The 14,509-nt window shown below is 51.6% G+C and carries 22 protein-coding genes; 13 read left to right on the top strand and 9 right to left on the bottom strand.

Features of this window, described 5'->3' with window-relative positions:
• Positions 1-138 precede the first annotated feature (138 nt).
• On the top strand, positions 139-1,350 hold the full coding sequence (locus tag NE357_RS21345) for a site-specific integrase (protein WP_169431506.1): 1,212 nt from the start codon (positions 139-141) through the stop codon (positions 1,348-1,350).
• Here NE357_RS21345 and NE357_RS21350 read toward each other — a convergent pair.
• Positions 1,347-1,841, bottom strand: a complete 495-nt coding sequence (locus NE357_RS21350; protein WP_169431507.1) for a hypothetical protein — start codon at positions 1,839-1,841, stop codon at positions 1,347-1,349. The two genes, NE357_RS21345 and NE357_RS21350, sit on opposite strands and share 4 nt — an antisense overlap.
• 179 nt (positions 1,842-2,020) lie before the next feature.
• On the opposite strand from NE357_RS21350, the gene NE357_RS21355 reads away from it, so the two are divergent.
• From NE357_RS21355 to NE357_RS21365, 3 genes are all read left to right on the top strand, one after another.
• Positions 2,021-2,221, top strand: a complete 201-nt coding sequence (locus tag NE357_RS21355) for a helix-turn-helix domain-containing protein (protein WP_134023847.1) — start codon at positions 2,021-2,023, stop codon at positions 2,219-2,221.
• A 154-nt stretch (positions 2,222-2,375) separates the two neighbouring features.
• Positions 2,376-2,573 (top strand): helix-turn-helix domain-containing protein, encoded by a 198-nt coding sequence (locus NE357_RS21360; RefSeq protein WP_231501131.1) that lies wholly within the window; start codon positions 2,376-2,378, stop codon positions 2,571-2,573.
• 100 nt (positions 2,574-2,673) lie between these two features.
• Complete coding sequence (locus NE357_RS21365; protein WP_169431508.1) at positions 2,674-3,474, top strand: hypothetical protein; 801 nt, start codon at positions 2,674-2,676, stop codon at positions 3,472-3,474.
• Positions 3,475-3,572: 98 nt separating this feature from the next.
• Here the strand turns inward: NE357_RS21365 and NE357_RS21370 are convergent, their stop codons facing one another.
• From NE357_RS21370 to NE357_RS21385, 4 genes are all read right to left on the bottom strand, one after another.
• Positions 3,573-3,899 carry a hypothetical protein gene (locus NE357_RS21370; protein WP_169431509.1) on the bottom strand — a complete coding sequence of 109 codons (327 nt, stop codon included), beginning with the start codon at positions 3,897-3,899 and terminating at the stop codon, positions 3,573-3,575.
• Positions 3,896-4,141: a hypothetical protein gene (locus NE357_RS21375; protein ID WP_169431510.1), complete on the bottom strand. Its 246-nt coding sequence runs from the start codon at positions 4,139-4,141 to the stop codon at positions 3,896-3,898. The genes NE357_RS21370 and NE357_RS21375 overlap by 4 nt, the downstream gene beginning before the upstream one ends.
• Positions 4,138-4,323, bottom strand: coding sequence for a hypothetical protein (locus tag NE357_RS21380; RefSeq protein ID WP_169431511.1), 186 nt, complete (start codon positions 4,321-4,323; stop codon positions 4,138-4,140). The genes NE357_RS21375 and NE357_RS21380 overlap by 4 nt, the downstream gene beginning before the upstream one ends.
• A gap of 104 nt (positions 4,324-4,427) precedes the next feature.
• On the bottom strand, positions 4,428-4,655 hold the full coding sequence (locus tag NE357_RS21385) for a hypothetical protein (protein ID WP_169431512.1): 228 nt from the start codon (positions 4,653-4,655) through the stop codon (positions 4,428-4,430).
• 76 nt (positions 4,656-4,731) lie between these two features.
• On the opposite strand from NE357_RS21385, the gene NE357_RS21390 reads away from it, so the two are divergent.
• From NE357_RS21390 to NE357_RS21400, 3 genes are all read left to right on the top strand, one after another.
• Positions 4,732-5,442: a hypothetical protein gene (locus NE357_RS21390; protein ID WP_169431513.1), complete on the top strand. Its 711-nt coding sequence runs from the start codon at positions 4,732-4,734 to the stop codon at positions 5,440-5,442.
• A gap of 64 nt (positions 5,443-5,506) precedes the next feature.
• Entirely contained in the window at positions 5,507-6,343 is an 837-nt protein-coding gene (locus NE357_RS21395; RefSeq protein ID WP_169431514.1) for a GIY-YIG nuclease family protein, read from the top strand.
• 590 nt (positions 6,344-6,933) lie between these two features.
• Positions 6,934-7,596, top strand: a complete 663-nt coding sequence (locus NE357_RS21400; RefSeq protein ID WP_169431515.1) for a DUF4145 domain-containing protein — start codon at positions 6,934-6,936, stop codon at positions 7,594-7,596.
• 94 nt (positions 7,597-7,690) lie between these two features.
• Here the strand turns inward: NE357_RS21400 and NE357_RS21405 are convergent, their stop codons facing one another.
• Positions 7,691-8,383 carry an AbiV family abortive infection protein gene (locus NE357_RS21405; RefSeq protein WP_169431516.1) on the bottom strand — a complete coding sequence of 231 codons (693 nt, stop codon included), beginning with the start codon at positions 8,381-8,383 and terminating at the stop codon, positions 7,691-7,693.
• Positions 8,384-8,671: 288 nt separating this feature from the next.
• Positions 8,672-9,433: a hypothetical protein gene (locus tag NE357_RS21410; protein WP_169431517.1), complete on the bottom strand. Its 762-nt coding sequence runs from the start codon at positions 9,431-9,433 to the stop codon at positions 8,672-8,674.
• Positions 9,434-10,217: 784 nt separating this feature from the next.
• Here NE357_RS21410 and NE357_RS21415 point away from each other — a divergent pair.
• Genes NE357_RS21415 through NE357_RS21440 form a run of 6 tightly spaced genes read left to right on the top strand, consistent with a single transcriptional unit; the run spans position 10,218 to position 13,086 of the window.
• Entirely contained in the window at positions 10,218-10,634 is a 417-nt protein-coding gene (locus NE357_RS21415; RefSeq protein WP_085730375.1) for a DUF5681 domain-containing protein, read from the top strand.
• A complete protein-coding gene (locus NE357_RS21420) occupies positions 10,631-11,062 on the top strand; it encodes a hypothetical protein (protein ID WP_169431518.1) in 432 nt (143 codons plus the stop codon). Before NE357_RS21415 ends, NE357_RS21420 begins: the two co-directional genes overlap by 4 nt.
• On the top strand, positions 11,049-11,267 hold the full coding sequence (locus NE357_RS21425) for a hypothetical protein (protein ID WP_169431519.1): 219 nt from the start codon (positions 11,049-11,051) through the stop codon (positions 11,265-11,267). The genes NE357_RS21420 and NE357_RS21425 overlap by 14 nt, the downstream gene beginning before the upstream one ends.
• Positions 11,264-12,097 carry a hypothetical protein gene (locus NE357_RS21430; RefSeq protein WP_169431520.1) on the top strand — a complete coding sequence of 278 codons (834 nt, stop codon included), beginning with the start codon at positions 11,264-11,266 and terminating at the stop codon, positions 12,095-12,097. Before NE357_RS21425 ends, NE357_RS21430 begins: the two co-directional genes overlap by 4 nt.
• A gap of 38 nt (positions 12,098-12,135) precedes the next feature.
• Positions 12,136-12,498, top strand: a complete 363-nt coding sequence (locus NE357_RS21435) for a hypothetical protein (RefSeq protein WP_169431521.1) — start codon at positions 12,136-12,138, stop codon at positions 12,496-12,498.
• A gap of 3 nt (positions 12,499-12,501) precedes the next feature.
• Entirely contained in the window at positions 12,502-13,086 is a 585-nt protein-coding gene (locus NE357_RS21440; RefSeq protein WP_432760312.1) for a tail assembly protein, read from the top strand.
• A gap of 73 nt (positions 13,087-13,159) precedes the next feature.
• Here NE357_RS21440 and NE357_RS21445 read toward each other — a convergent pair whose 3' ends face one another.
• Positions 13,160-13,561, bottom strand: coding sequence for a hypothetical protein (locus NE357_RS21445; protein ID WP_169431522.1), 402 nt, complete (start codon positions 13,559-13,561; stop codon positions 13,160-13,162).
• The gene (locus tag NE357_RS21450) at positions 13,554-14,345 is read right to left on the bottom strand and encodes a hypothetical protein (RefSeq protein WP_212633394.1); all 792 of its coding nucleotides are present in this window, start codon (positions 14,343-14,345) and stop codon (positions 13,554-13,556) included. The genes NE357_RS21445 and NE357_RS21450 overlap by 8 nt, the downstream gene beginning before the upstream one ends.
• Between the last annotated feature and the right edge of the window lie 164 nt (positions 14,346-14,509).

Genomic DNA, 14,509 nt, shown 5'->3' on the forward strand with positions numbered 1-14,509 from the left:
CTTCCCCTTAGGAGGGCTATTCAAACCCCAGCAAACAGCGGCCAAACCCCGCATTTATTGGGATTTTAGTCCGGTTGTGTCCGTGAAAACGACGCCGTATAGTTCTTTTTGCACCCACCATGCACCCATGGGAACAAATTGAAAGAGAAGCTCACCGCCAAGCTGCTGGCGTCCCTGCAGATAACCGGCCAGGAATATGAGGTCCACGATACCACCGTCGGCGGTCTGTTCGTGCGCGTCACTGCCGCTGGCGCCAAGTCCTATGTAGTGACCTGGGCCAGGGGCCGCAAGAAGACATTGGGTCGCATTGGCATACTGACGTTGGAGCAAGCGCGAGCGGAGGCTACTCAATATCTCGCGGAGGCAAGAACCCTGGGGGAACCGCTAGCCGTTACCCAAGGACGTAAAGGCGCTACCCTCCCCACCTTACGCGAGTTCATCGATGACATATACATGCCTTGGTTCATGACGCACCACAAAGGGCATGAGAAAACCCTACACACGCTCGACCACAACTTCGAAGCAATTATGCCCCAGCGTCTCGATGCGATCACTGGCCGCGACCTGGACCAGATCCGTACGGGATGGATGCAGTCAGGCAATAAGCCGTCGACGGTCAACAGGAAAATGGGCTCTATCAGCGGCGTATTCAGCAGAGCCGTTGAATGGGAGTACATCGATGCCCACCCGATGGACAGGCTCAAAGCCTTAAAGGTCGACTCGATGGGACTGGTCCGCTACTTAGATGCTGAAGAGACGAAACGACTTCGGGAAGCACTCGACGCCCGTCAAGACGAGGCGCGGGTGGAGCGCGAGAGTGCTAACAAGTGGAGAGCGGATCGCGGCAAGGAACTGATGCCGAGCTTGCTGCAGGTCCCATTCACCGACCACCTAAAGCCTATGATCCTGGTATCGCTGAATACAGGCATGAGACGTGGAGAGCTGTTCGACCTGAAATGGTCGGCGGTGAACTTCCATACGAAGACGATCACCGCCGCCGGCGCCACCACCAAAACCAGCGACACACGACACATCCCGATGAACAAGGAAACGGTGCGCGTGCTGGAAGACTGGAAAAAGCTGGCCGGCAAATCTCGATACGTGTTCCCGAGTCAGGAAGGCGGCCGTCTGGAGGACGTTAAAAGCGCCTGGCTCAGGCTGCTAGAGCGCGCCGAGATTGAAGGCTTCCGCTGGCACGATATGCGGCACGACTTCGCGTCACGCCTGGTGATGGCCGGCGTACCGCTCAACACAGTACGGGATCTGCTGGGGCACGCCGATATCAAGATGACGCTTCGCTATGCGCACCTAGCGCCAGGTACGAAAGCAGCTGCGGTGGAGCTGATTTAGAAAGGAATATCCGGCATAAGATCATCGGCAGTCATAGGGACTATTGTCGGAGACATTTTATGCTTTTCAACGTGATCAATGGTTTCCTTCCACGCCCGTCTCACCCGATCTAACATCAACCTATTCGGGTCATTGTCAAAAGAGCCGTCACTGTACTCAAGCCAAAAATATGAAGTGGCCTTGATGGTTTCCCATATCCTGAGCTCATCATAAGTCAGCGCCTCCGGCATATGAATCGCCAGCTTTGCTAAGCGCGCGGATTCATCGGTCGACCAAACTTTATCGAGCACACTCGACAGCGTACCTCCGTCAAAGTCCAAAGATTGCTGGGCGATTGCGTTAGATATCGCCCACTCAATCACAGCCGTCAGCGATCGCTTCTGCAGCCTCCCCATTATGTCCAATGCGAATTTAATTTTCGGATCAATCCTGATCCCAACGGCAACCGTAGTGCTGGTCTCGCCGGTCCGCTTGCTCGTTTTCGTCGCCATATAGCTGCCACCTCAATAGATCGGCCCAACCGACCCCAGGTGCATAGCTTGCTGCACTCGCATTCTCTCGTCAATCCGACTGAGTACGAATGAATTTAGCAATTGCTTGATCATTTATAATTTATGAATATAGACTAGCAACAACTGGCACCAACCTAACCCTGCCAGAAGGAGTCGTTATGTCACAACTAGCCGCACTGCCACCTCTCTCAGTCAGCGTTGAGGAAGCAGCACGTATGACCGGCTACTCGCGGTCCGGAATTTATGAAGTCATGGCTAATGGAGATCTGAAGGCGTTCAAGCTTGGCAAACGCCGATTGATTCTTGTGGCCGAACTGAAGGCTTGGATTGAACGCGCAGCTAAGGCCGGCGCACGGTGAGGCTCAAAAATGAGGGAGAGGTTTTGCGCACGATTGCGCTGCAGATTGCCAAGGCGGTGTTGGAGCACCGCCTTAGCGAAAACACACTGGCTAGCACCAACGTGAGGGGCAAACTATGACACGCCATTCTTCAACTGAGCAAGATCGCAAAATGATGGAGGCCCTTCGAAACGGGCCGGTATCGACCATCGAAGCCGCCAAGGATCTGGATATCGTCCAGCCACCCAACACCATCCGCCGCCTCAGGAAAAAGGGGCACGAGATTCGCACCTACTGGACGCACCAGTCCACTGAGCCTGGTCGCCCGCCTCACCGCGTCGCCAAGTACATCCTCATGCGCGAAGCGTCGTAAACCAGAAAAGCGGGGGTGTCCTCAGTTTTGAGGACACCCCCGCGCCTGCCTGTGAACTACTGGTTTGGTTACCCAGCCGGATTACGCTGAGGTCGATTCAGTGGAATGCCTAGCCACAAAACTACTTAGCCGTGGGGACACGGTTAGCATCGAGCTTGGGCAGCTCGCCATTCAACCGGCGAGCGGCAAGCCCGTACCGCCTGAGTGGATGGATCAAAAAGCACTGGAGATTTGCCGATCGGTACTGGCGGCAATTGGAGTCGATGCATTCAGATATGAAGGCTATAGCACGGGCCGATACGGAGAGCATAAATCGGCCGGCGTCACCCTGCGCTTCACATCGGTAGTGACTGGCAAAACTGCCTACGCCATTTTCAATGTTGACCTGACCCGCAAACGCACAACGGTAGGAGGCAAAGCTGGTGCACCTCTTCCGGCCGGTGAGTTCCGTGTCGGCGAGCGAAGCCATTTTTACAAGTTCTGGCGGGGCACTGGCCTACCACTACCCGAGCGGATGCAGCGATTCCACAAATGCATGGGAAAGCTCTCCAGCATCTTGCTGGCTGGAGAGTTGAGCAAGGATCGACTTAATGTGCAGTCGCTTCAGCCTTTGACCATCACCGCAGACCAGGCACACCGAGCATTTTTAGGGAACAACTTGGGCACAACTTGGGCACAACTAGGTCACAAGGAGGGCACAAGGTCAGGGCACAAGGAAACGGCTGCAGACCATGAAAAACGTGGGCCACAGCCAATTTCAACTACGTGTTCTTCAAACTACGAAAGCAAGTTAACAAGAAGGGATGATAACAAGACAGCCCCCATAACTGATTTACCTTCCCCTAAGCCTCCCCAAGAGCAGAGTGTGGATGAGTGGCTGGAGGCATATAGCTCCACCTGATCTACTTTGCCAAGATGGCACCAACCGCCCGCCAATGAAAAAGGGCACCACCCTGTTTCGGGGTAGTGCCCTTGATACTGCGAAGGTTTCGTAATTTGTCAGTCAATGTCTGTGGGAGCGAACTGCTCAGCACCAGCCCGCAGCGAACGGAGACCAATCACCGCCGCCCGGGCTACGCGATCGATGAATCCCGTCTCCAGACTTGTGCAGCGCCCTCCCATTCCCACGATCGCGAATTGGATCGCATGAAACGCCTCTGTCTCGTCGTAGGTGGCCAGCTCGGCAATCTCGGCATCGAAGCACGCGATGCCCTTTTCCCAGTCTCCAGGCACGCCATAGTTGTACCGCGGCCAATTGATGAGTCGACCGGCATCATCGCGCTGTGTGAAGCTCAGGTCGTCCCGTGATCGAATAGCAGCACTCATTGAGCCACCTCCGCCGCGTCGAGCGCCTTCTGCATCTGCTCAACTTCGCTGTCGACGTAATTCGCCCAGTCATACCCTAAAAAGCTGCCGAGGCTGGCCAACTCTTCGATATCGTGCGACTTGCCGTGTTTCAGGTCCTTCGTGATCGCGTTGAACAGCACCCGCATATTGCTGATGCGTTCGTGAGTGGCGCGCAGAAGCTCTAGGGCTTCGTCGGCGATGCGAGCGGTTGGCTGACTCATTGCACACCCCCGGCGACGATCCCGCTGAATGAACCGACGCAAGGCACTACCCTCACGCTGACGGCGCCGAGCATTTTCAGCGAGGCCAGATCAGTGAGTTTGATGCTGGCCGGCAAATTCATCGAGCCTATGACTTCCCCACGTGCATCGAGGATTTGGATGGTATTCTGTTTAAATTGCATGACGTGTCCCTTTAAGTTACGTCGTGTGATCGCCAGGCCGCTGTTGACGCAGCGGCTTGGCACCTCTTCTCTGATGGCTCAAATCTGAGCCACCGCTTCACCCGTTACTGCTTGCTCTTCTCGCTGATCCAGCCCGCCGCCCAGCTCAGTGGGTCTTTTGTGCCGATCGGCTTGAGTGGTTTGCCATCCCGCGCTGCCTGCCTGCCCTCCTCCTCGGTTTCACCGTGAATCCATACCGTTGTTTGCCTAAAACCAGCTTCGCGCTGACGTTCTTTGTAGATCCTCTGGCGATCGGCCGCAGATAGCGGGCCTTTCGGCTCCTCTTTCTTCATAAAAACCTCCGTTAGCAGTCACAATGAACCAATAATGGACCATCGTTAGCAGTCACGCAATAGATAGGGTGCAAAAATGTCCTCATTTGCGAACCATTGGATCGAGCGCTACGATGATGGCCTTATGCCTGTTGAAGCCATATGGCACATTGAGCGTGAGAACAACGAAGAATGGGATGATATGAAAACCACTTATACATTCGCGCTGGAAGGGCACAGCCGATTTATCTCGGAAGTAACAACAATCCGCGAAAACTTATTAGAACCTCTGCTTGAAGGTGAAGAGTGGGAATACTCTAGTAAGTCTTTTCAAACCATACCTTCTCTAAGATTGGACCTTAGACCAAAGGCATTCGGTGGACTTGAAGTTGCTGGTACGGTAATATTATTTCTTGGCACCTGCTTTGCAAAAAAAATTTTTGACGAATTCTATGACCGCCTACTAAAGCGCCCGGTCGGCGTGATGGTGGACACAATAATAAAAAACGTAAAGCTACCAGATCATGCATACTTGGAATACCGAGATATAGTTTACTTTGAAGATATCGACACCTCCGTAGTGATCCGTCTATTGCTCAAAACCACAGAAGGCATAGATATCGACTCGCTTCTACTCGAAGGCCACAAAGCAGCCCACCAGTATCTTGAAGCTCATGGCAAGAAAGCACAAATTCATTGCCATAAAATCGTTGATGGAAAACTGGATACCCATCCAGCTTTCTTCACATCCTTGGATCACATCAAGGCAAGCGACAAAGAGCACTTGAAAGCCCAGAGAATATTCTAAGCTAACTGAATATTTAGAAAATACTTACTGCAGCTCACGCTCATCTACATCAGGGAAGAAAATAATGACACCAGGCTACATATATGTTCTTCAAAACGAGCTCTTTGGACCTTACGTCGTAAAAATTGGTCTCACTACATTGGAGCCTGATGCTAGAGCGTTACAGCTTTACAATGGCTCATCAGGAGTACCCACCCCATTTGATGTTCTCACTGCTTATTCTGTCGGTGATTGCAAACAAGCCGAAACACAAATTCACAAGCGGCTTAGAGCTTTTCGAGTAAATGGAAGGCGTGAATTCTTCCGAACAAGCCCATCAGTGGCGGCCTCGCTAGCCTATGAGACGTGTGCGAAGATTAATGACTCGCTTGGCCTAACATCTCCAAAGCCATATGTTATCAAAGTAAGATCACCTAAAAACAAAAAGCATGAAATAGATGCGATTGAACGGCGAATTTCCGTCCCTGAAGACAATCAAGAAACAATTGGCATCGAACTAAAAAAAATCAAAAGCAGTCCTATTGGAACAAGCAGTATATCTCCAGAGCAAGCAGACAGAATAAAAATAATTGCAATGTTACTCTCCAAGATCTTCCCATCCAAGGTAGAGGAATGGCTTGAAGATTTCACTCGAGACCTCGACCCAGAGCGAGAGATATGTATCTGGGAGCAGATAACAAAATCCTACCTTACAATTGATGAGATTGAGATCGCCAGCGACGATCTGAAACAGGAGGCTTTTGCATTATTGCTACACCGCTCCACCTCACCTACGACTGAAGTACTAGCCGAAGCAGAATTAAAACATTTCAATAGAAAGTCGGCTAAGCGATTATTGCAGTCGTACGAGTTAAAACCAAAACCCTTGGTCGTGGTAAAGCGCGCAAACCAAATTGCCTAACAAAAAACTTAATGCAAGCGTAAATCCGTTAAACCGCTTTCGCGCGACATACTATTTGAACCGTGTGCAAAAGCTGTCGACTGAGCACTAGTCGAGCGTCCTATCTCAAATAGGACACTTCTGGGTTTAAAATCCAAAAAGTGAGTGTGATCTAGATCTGAACCACCGTAGGTGTGCTCAAAACTGAGCACATCAGCGATGCCGGGAGAACTTCCGTTATATCGCATCACCACGTGGCCACAATTGGTCAGGCAGATGCGCGCAAAGCTGCTCACATCTGCGTTACAGATCTGAAATTGGGAATTCCCGCTTTGCCTTATCTGCCGGGCTCGCCGACACTTTCGTGAGGCGGTCATAAAAAGCATGGGAGGTTTACTCCAATGGTGGAAACCTCGATGCCCCACCGTTGGTGTAACGCCCAGACGTCCACCACTGGTGGGAGTTACAGGCGCATCTGCTTGGCAATCTGACGCGGACTGACCCTGCTGATACAGACCGATCAAACGGCTGGAGCAGGATTGACGATCTGAGTCTTGCCTCTCTACTGGCCACGCGCCAAGATCGGCAATCTCTCACGGAAGGAAAACCAAATGACGGCATTGTTCGGGAAGCGCTTCAACGAACTTGAGCAACAATGGATTGAGCTCAAAAAAAATACCGTCATGAGGAGAAATGGTTTTACGGACAGGATGGAGCCTTACCTCTCCCCGGACGTGGTTCTCAATTGGGGCGTTAAAGCAAGATCCCTCATAGAGCGCACCTGTGGTGAGAACTCAAGCCATCTCCAGACATTCAACAAAGCAGAAGAGCACAGCTCTTATGACTCCAATGTCGATCGCCTCACTCGTATGAGCGCGGTTTTCCTTGCGGCTAAAGAGGACTATGAAGGCGGTTACCTCAACTCACTCCGGAATCTGGTGCAGGCAGATGTCTTCACGAATGAGCTTGAGCAAGCGGAGGAACTCCTCAAGTCGGGCTACGCAACAGCCGCGGCAGTCATTGCTGGAGTTGTGCTCGAAACCACTTTACGCGACCTGTGTACTAACCATGAGCTAGAGCACGGTAGCCTTAACAAAATGAACGATGATCTGGCAAAGGCCGGCGCATACAACGCCAGTCAGAAAAAGCGGATCACCGCTTTGGCTGCAATCCGCAACAGTGCCGCCCATGGTAAACCGGAGGAGTTCACGGCCGCGGACGTGAGGGGCATGATTGATGACGTGGAGCGCTTCCTCGCGACGACCCTTCAGTGATCAACAACTGAGCTTTGATGCACTCTGCTTTGAGTGCATTAAAGCCCAGGTTAGAGCTCTGCGTGACGAGTGGGTGTCAGTCTGACGTACTAGCTCACCCATTACGCCGCGTCACAGTCGTCTTTATACGCTCCCACAGTGCTTCACGAGCTTCAGTTAGCGACTTTTCCTCCGGCCGATCTTCCGTTACCAATGCATAAACCTCTTGAATCTCACCGGCAGCTGAAGCGAGATCGCTTTTCCACCTGGATAGTGTCTGCACCTTATGATTGGTCAGTGCCATAAAATCAGCATTTTGCGCGCGAATTTTTTCGTAGTCATCCTTAGATATAACATCCTGAGGGGAGGTAAACACCTCATCAAAATCAACATACAAAGATGAGTTCTTCAAGCGATTTGACTCTTGATGAAACTCTTCCTGAACCACCTTAAATGCGCCAACTGCTGCGGCAACATCATTATTTTCTTCTGCAACTTTCTCAGCCTCCGAACGAGGAAGAAAGTACGCATTCATTTTATTTTTCCCCTCGTGCCGCCGAAACGCCTTAGAAAGCGATTTTATATTCACCCTATTACCAACTAAACACGAGCAAACTGCAGCACACAACATCTCTATTTTTCCGCACTCTTCAAGTGATATCTGATGTAACAAATACCCTCGAGAAAATGCCTTTACATCAGCCAAAACGCCTGCCTCATAAAACAGCCGGTCAGCATTCTCAAATACGCTCAAAGTGCCATCAATAAGAATAACTGCAAAAGCTTCCTGCTCAGATGTAATCGCCATTTCTACCATATGCTCCTTGTCCAAAAAACTCATCGCGCGAAAAGTAGTGGAGTTTAACCAATACTCTCAGGCCGTACACCATGACTAAGGGTCTGTCCTCATACCTCAAATCTGAACACACCGCGCGTAAACGCGATACGAGCAGAATTGCTCACATCCGGCTAACGCGGTCAGGTTCGAGGGAGTCGCCACAGTGCTAGCCAACCTGCTTTGCTCAGATCTCAAATTTGACCCTTCTGGATTTCAAATCCGAAAGTGGAAAACCCACCCTTCACCGATATTAGAATTTCATGGGGTGGAATGAGGAAATCTTCTATGCCAAGCCGGTTTCTCTTTCATAGTGCTTACAAAATGATCAATGACCGCTTTGGCTGCAAAATGAGGCGCAGGAGCTAGGATAATTGCTTTCCAAATGCTGTCTATCTCAACTCCCGAAGAGCGTCGATCTTCGGTTTTCATGTGAATAATGCGATCTCGAACACTCTTTAGTTGCTTGTATCCCTGCCAGCACCGAGCCCCCTTGGGTGAAGAGCACTTCAGGACCTCAGGCAAAACTATAGTCAGCTTTTCATCAATGGGTGTGTGACGCTCAACAGTTTTCTTATTTACCGCTTCAAGCACAACCTCACTTCGACGGTGACGTGCATAGAAATAATCTGCAGGAATAGTTTCGTTAACGAACGCCTCAAGCGCCGTGAAGGACAAGACAATCGACTCAATCATTTTCTCAATGTAATCAAAGGCCTCCTCATCTGAGGGGAAACTGACCTCTGAATGAAGGGTTTTATCAATGCCACTTCGCTCACGAATTTCGCGTGCGGCAATAAACGCTGTGGCCGCCGAATTGAGTAGCAGAGCTGAGGCATTGGGTAGAGGGATTGTCAGTTGTTTCTTCTTCGTCATTTGAATCACTGACGAGAGAGTGACTCGTGTCCCCGCGGGTGAAAAGGTACCGGTCCATGGCGAGGTGAAATCCTGCGTTAGATGGGTGATTAGCTGGAGTCTCCAATCATCACCATTCGAAATCTGTGCTTTATCGGAAGGCTTCATAGGCACTCGGAAAGTGGTCAAATTCAGTTTGCAAGTATGGCTGAAGCTACGCCTGACAGCAGGCCGGAACAGGCCTATTTAATGGTGATCCTAGCTCACCTTTGAGCCTCCAGGCCGAAGTGATTTTGCCTCACTTCGCTTTGCGATGAAGCGCTGAGGATTTCTCGGTAGTTCGAAACCCCGCCGGGGGAAGATGTGCTCAAAACTGAGCGCATCGAGTACGCGACACGTTTTCATAATTCGCAAAACGTGTCGCGACACCTGCCATTCCGAAATGGGATGGCAGGTCCAGCCCCCACTGGGGGCTGGATACGTCAACTCCCCCCATTGGGGAGAGTTCCTCAAATTGAGGAAAAGTCCCATCACTCTAATTTCCCAACCTGCATTGCAGGATGAATGACTGGGCTGAAAACTCAGCCGCGTATCACTTTGGATTCCGGCTACTTACTGCAACAAAATCCCTCCCCTTCTCGCCCGGCAAAACCACTATTTCAGTCCCATTCAGTCCCATTCCGTGTATCACCTGAGGTGCACCCAAAAAATACTGGATATAAGATCAGATCATGCCTAATGTGGGTTTGAAGCTATTCAAATCCACTCGAGGCCATCCCATGAACACAGCCAAGACCGCTCGAGGTCGACAACACAAACCGACTCGCTCAGAGGTAGCCGCGGCGTGGGGTCGCCTGCGCGACGCTGCCAGCGAAGGAAGCATCCAGGCATCCGCCCTACTCATCGCGCTTGCGGAAAACAAACCGGTCATAGCCATGGAATCGCCCGCCGCATGACTGAGCGCGACAAGAGCGGGAAATGGAAGCCCGGGCAGTCAGGCAACCCAGGTGGGCGCTCCGGGCAAACACAGGAACTTCGCGCTCGACTTGCCGAGGGTGCGGACGCAGTTACAAAGAAGGTGCTCGCGGCTGCTAAGAAGGGCGATATGCAAGCCTGCCGACTGATCCTTGAACGCCTTGTCCCTCCAATCAAACCGACCTCCGAGCCGGTGCAATTTGAACTGGACGATACGGACCTACCGAGCGCAGCCAAATCAATCATGCGTGCAGTTGCCGGCGGACAACTCGCGCCCGACCAAGGCAAGTCACTCATTGAAGGCTTGGGCGCCGTCGCCCGAGTGATCGAGGTTGCCGAGCTTCAAAAGGCCGTCGAAGAACTCCGAACGCAAATGGAGGGAATGCAGCAATGAGCATCAAGTCATTGAAAGCAGAACTGCAAAGGATCGCCCAAAAGATCGGTGCCGCAGATGAAACAGTGCTGCTGATTGTGCTCGCGGTGATCCGAGCAAATACCAGAGAGATCCAAGCGGAAGAAGACTTCCCGAAAACCGCTGGGCACCAAGTCGACTATCGAATTCAGGGGCGGAACGTATCGCTTTTTTTCCCCTTCGCAGAGATGGATAGCGACCAGGGTGAGCAAATGGCGAAAGCCATCATTCTTCACACTCGACAAATTGAGCGCGCCGGCCGGACAGCTCAAGTGGGCATTCTCGATATGCGCGTCGCCCCCGAGGAAGGGGCTTGGATCGTTACGTGGCCTCCTGAAGGGGTCACTGTTGAGCAACACGCTGCAGAGCAATACCAGCGGATCGTGGAGGCACGCAATGAACATCCGTAACCAAATCGCCCGCCTGAAGCAGACCGCCGGCGACTCCCAGTTTAGTAGCGACGTTCGGCAGATCAGTCAGCTGATGGACGAGTTGAGCGCCGAAGCCGTCGGCGGCGCCGCTGTTGGGGAAACGTCTCTCCTCGAAATTCTCAACGCCTCTACGTGCTCCTACCGCCCGACTCCAATCCCAAACAATCCAAAGGTAACGCAATGAAAATCGGCAAACGCTCAGTTCTCAAGGTCGGCTTGGCCAACCTCCACTACTCCGAATACGAGCACTCCCGCATTGAGTCTCACACGTTCTCTATCCAGCGTCCGGACGGGACCAAAGGAGTATGGCAAGCCGGCGGCTTGATGAAGTCCGCTCGCCAGCTTCAAACACTGGCGCTGGAGACCTTCAAAGACTTCGGCGAAGAGATCGTCTCGATCCGAGAAAACAAAGATTTCAACTCGTCCGCGATCGAGCGCTTGAGCAAAGAAAAAATCGCAGGCGTGACAGACACCCTCCTTCCCGCGATGCAGTCGGTCGCGAAGGATATGCTCACCCTGGCCCAAACCGTCACCCAAGGCTTCTCTCCTGTCACTCCGCGCGCGAGTAGCGATATCGCAGGCTTTCTCGCAGACCAAGAACTGAGAGCCCTTGTGCGAAGCCTCAGTCCGGAAGAACGCCGCAACCTCATGTCAGAAGCGCGCCAGGGTGGTCACCCCGATATCGTCGAAGCAGTGCTAAGAGCAAATCCGATGCTCTCTGGCCTCAACTCTGAAGCAGCAGCGAGCCTTTCCCGGGCGGGCATCGCCGCCTCTCGCGCAGACGATATTGACGCTCTTCGCCAAATGCTAGCCGTCTACGACGATGTGCTCGCCACCACTTCGCAGGTCGGGGTGTCGCTCAGCGGGATGATTGCCAACTCGACAGGCTACGCAGGTCGATTCGAAAAATGGCGATCGGGGTGTGACGGCTCGGAAGCGTTGCGCGCTTGGCTGGAAAAGATCCCAGCTCGAGGCAAGCCAAAAGCCGCAGAAGAAGAAACCGAAGCCGCGTAATCGGTTCGGCGTGCGGCCGTCAAACAGGAGCAAATACCTTGACCACCTACCAACAGTGCTTCGCCGAGGCGTGCAAGACAACTTGCTTTGCGTCCTACCCACTCAAACAAGGTCCTGACTCCGGCTACGTGGTGTGGGATGTCCAGCACGTCCGCGACGGCCAGAAGGTGACCATTGACGGGCCGTTCTTCACCGAGGATGAAGCCCGGGTATCGGCCGATCTTCTGCGCGGCACCTACCGCGGTGCAAGGGCCTACCAGGGGATCTATGACCGGATCTGGAACTACGACCCACGCCACGAACTGGTGACTGTCGACCAGGCACATATGTCGCGCTCGCTGCTCGCCATCCGACTGGGTGTTTCGGTACCCAACAACAGCGCCCAGGGCGCCAAGGAGTAAACCATGGCTATGACCACCAACTACGGAACCAAAACCCGAATCCTGCTGAGCGGATCGGCCGGCAAGCTGTTCGGGCGTGAACACATTTACGAACTCTCCACCGGCGACACGCGGGAAGCTGTGAAAGCGATCGACGTCAATCACCCTGGGTTTGCGAAGTACCTCGCAGATGCCAAACGGAAAGGTCTCGAATTCGCAGTGTTTCGGAACCGCAAGAACATCGGCGAGCGCGAGCTGAAGATGGGTGGCGCTCAGGAGATCCGGATCGTCCCGGTAATCGCTGGGAGCAAGCGTGCAGGTCTATTTCAAACTGTACTTGGCGTGGTTCTGATCGCCATGAGCTCTGTAACGAACGGCGCGACCTTAGCACCAGGTATTGCACTCGCCGCCGGCGGCGTCATTCAGATGCTCAGCCCACAAGCCACCGGCCTGAAGCAGAGCGCATCCCCGGAAAACGCGCCGTCATACGCCTTCGGCAGCGCCAAGAACACCACGGCCAGCGGCAACCCGGTGCCGATTTGCATCGGCGTGCGCCGATGGGGCGGCATCATCATTTCGGCGTCGATCCATGCTGAAGACAGGTTCTAGCCAACCTGATACCAACCAAAAAATGACTATTAATGACCTAAAAGCCCACCAAATGGCGGGCTAAATAGAAAAATCAATGGCACGATCTAAAATACATCACTACCAGCAAAGCTACGATAACAAGATAGAAGGGGCCCACCGAAGAGCTTCTCGCAATTTTAAAAAAAGATTCTACCCTTCCCTTATAAATTGAAGAATCCATATTAAAATCTATAGAACCAGAGGCCTTCTGCGAAACTTCTTTATAAAGCTCACGATAAAGCCGTTCCTGCATCAAATAATAACTATCCAACCACCAGAACAACATAACCGGCACCAAAACAACCAACATATATGCAAAGGTTATTTTATCAGCAGCGATAGCTAATAGCGCCGCAATAAGGGCGATCGTCCATCCCTTTACAAGAAATGAATTTGCAGCCATTCGATTGACCACACCTTGTATAAATGTGAGGTGTGCAATTTTCTCATCCATAAATAGCCCCCTCTTTTTTAACTCCGTAAAGGAAATCAAGAGGATACTTTGGAGCTTCGCGCCGTTGATATTCAAGCCAGCTTGAGAGTGTTGAATTATTTATATGCTGCAAATGAGATAAATCAACATCATAGTGGATGCGCAAGCTCTTCTCGAAGCTCTCCAAACCGGCGCTATCCATTGCTTCGCCAATCATACGGCGATGCTCACGAAGCTCCTTCTTTCTCAGAAGCTTAGTCATTGCAATTTCAGAAAAAATCCAAGGCGACTCAGTTGTGCCTGAACCTTTTATAGACTCATCAATCTTTATTGAGTTTGGAGTATTAACGAAGAACACGCACTCGCAAGAGTCCATTGTCTTTGTCAGTGCAGTGGACAGCATCATATGGACGTGACTAGTAGATTTATTGCGATCATCGTAATTATAGATTTTTCGCTCTTTATCGTAGCAATACTCGTCATCAATCATCTTTAAAAGATCAGCCGAATACCCCCATATTGACGAGTCAATAAAGCAGCTCAATCCAAATTGCTTATGAAGCCAGCCTGACAAAGCTATAATAGCTGGTTCATCCTTATGTGAATGAGAAAGAAAAACATCAGCTTTGACTGGAGGAAACCATTCAGCAACAATTTTTTCAGCCCAAAGTCCGCCATCAGGCTTCTTAAAAGAGTCTAGCTTATTTTTTACCAATCTCTTGTGCGCATCGTGCAAAATTTTTCCGTCTGTATAAAAATCTTGGCAAAAACCTAGATCGACGCTCAAATCAAAACCGGCATACATCATTAACTCCCTATAATAACGAAACACCTTTTACATTTAACCCGTTTGGCATTATCTAGCTGAAAAACGGGGCGAGGCTCATCGTAGCATAAAGCCATGCCCGAGCTGATACGCGCAAATTCACGTTTATTTGCGCATTCGGCTTGATAAGTGACACTCATAGT

This window comes from Pseudomonas sp. G7(2022) (assembly GCF_052660475.1).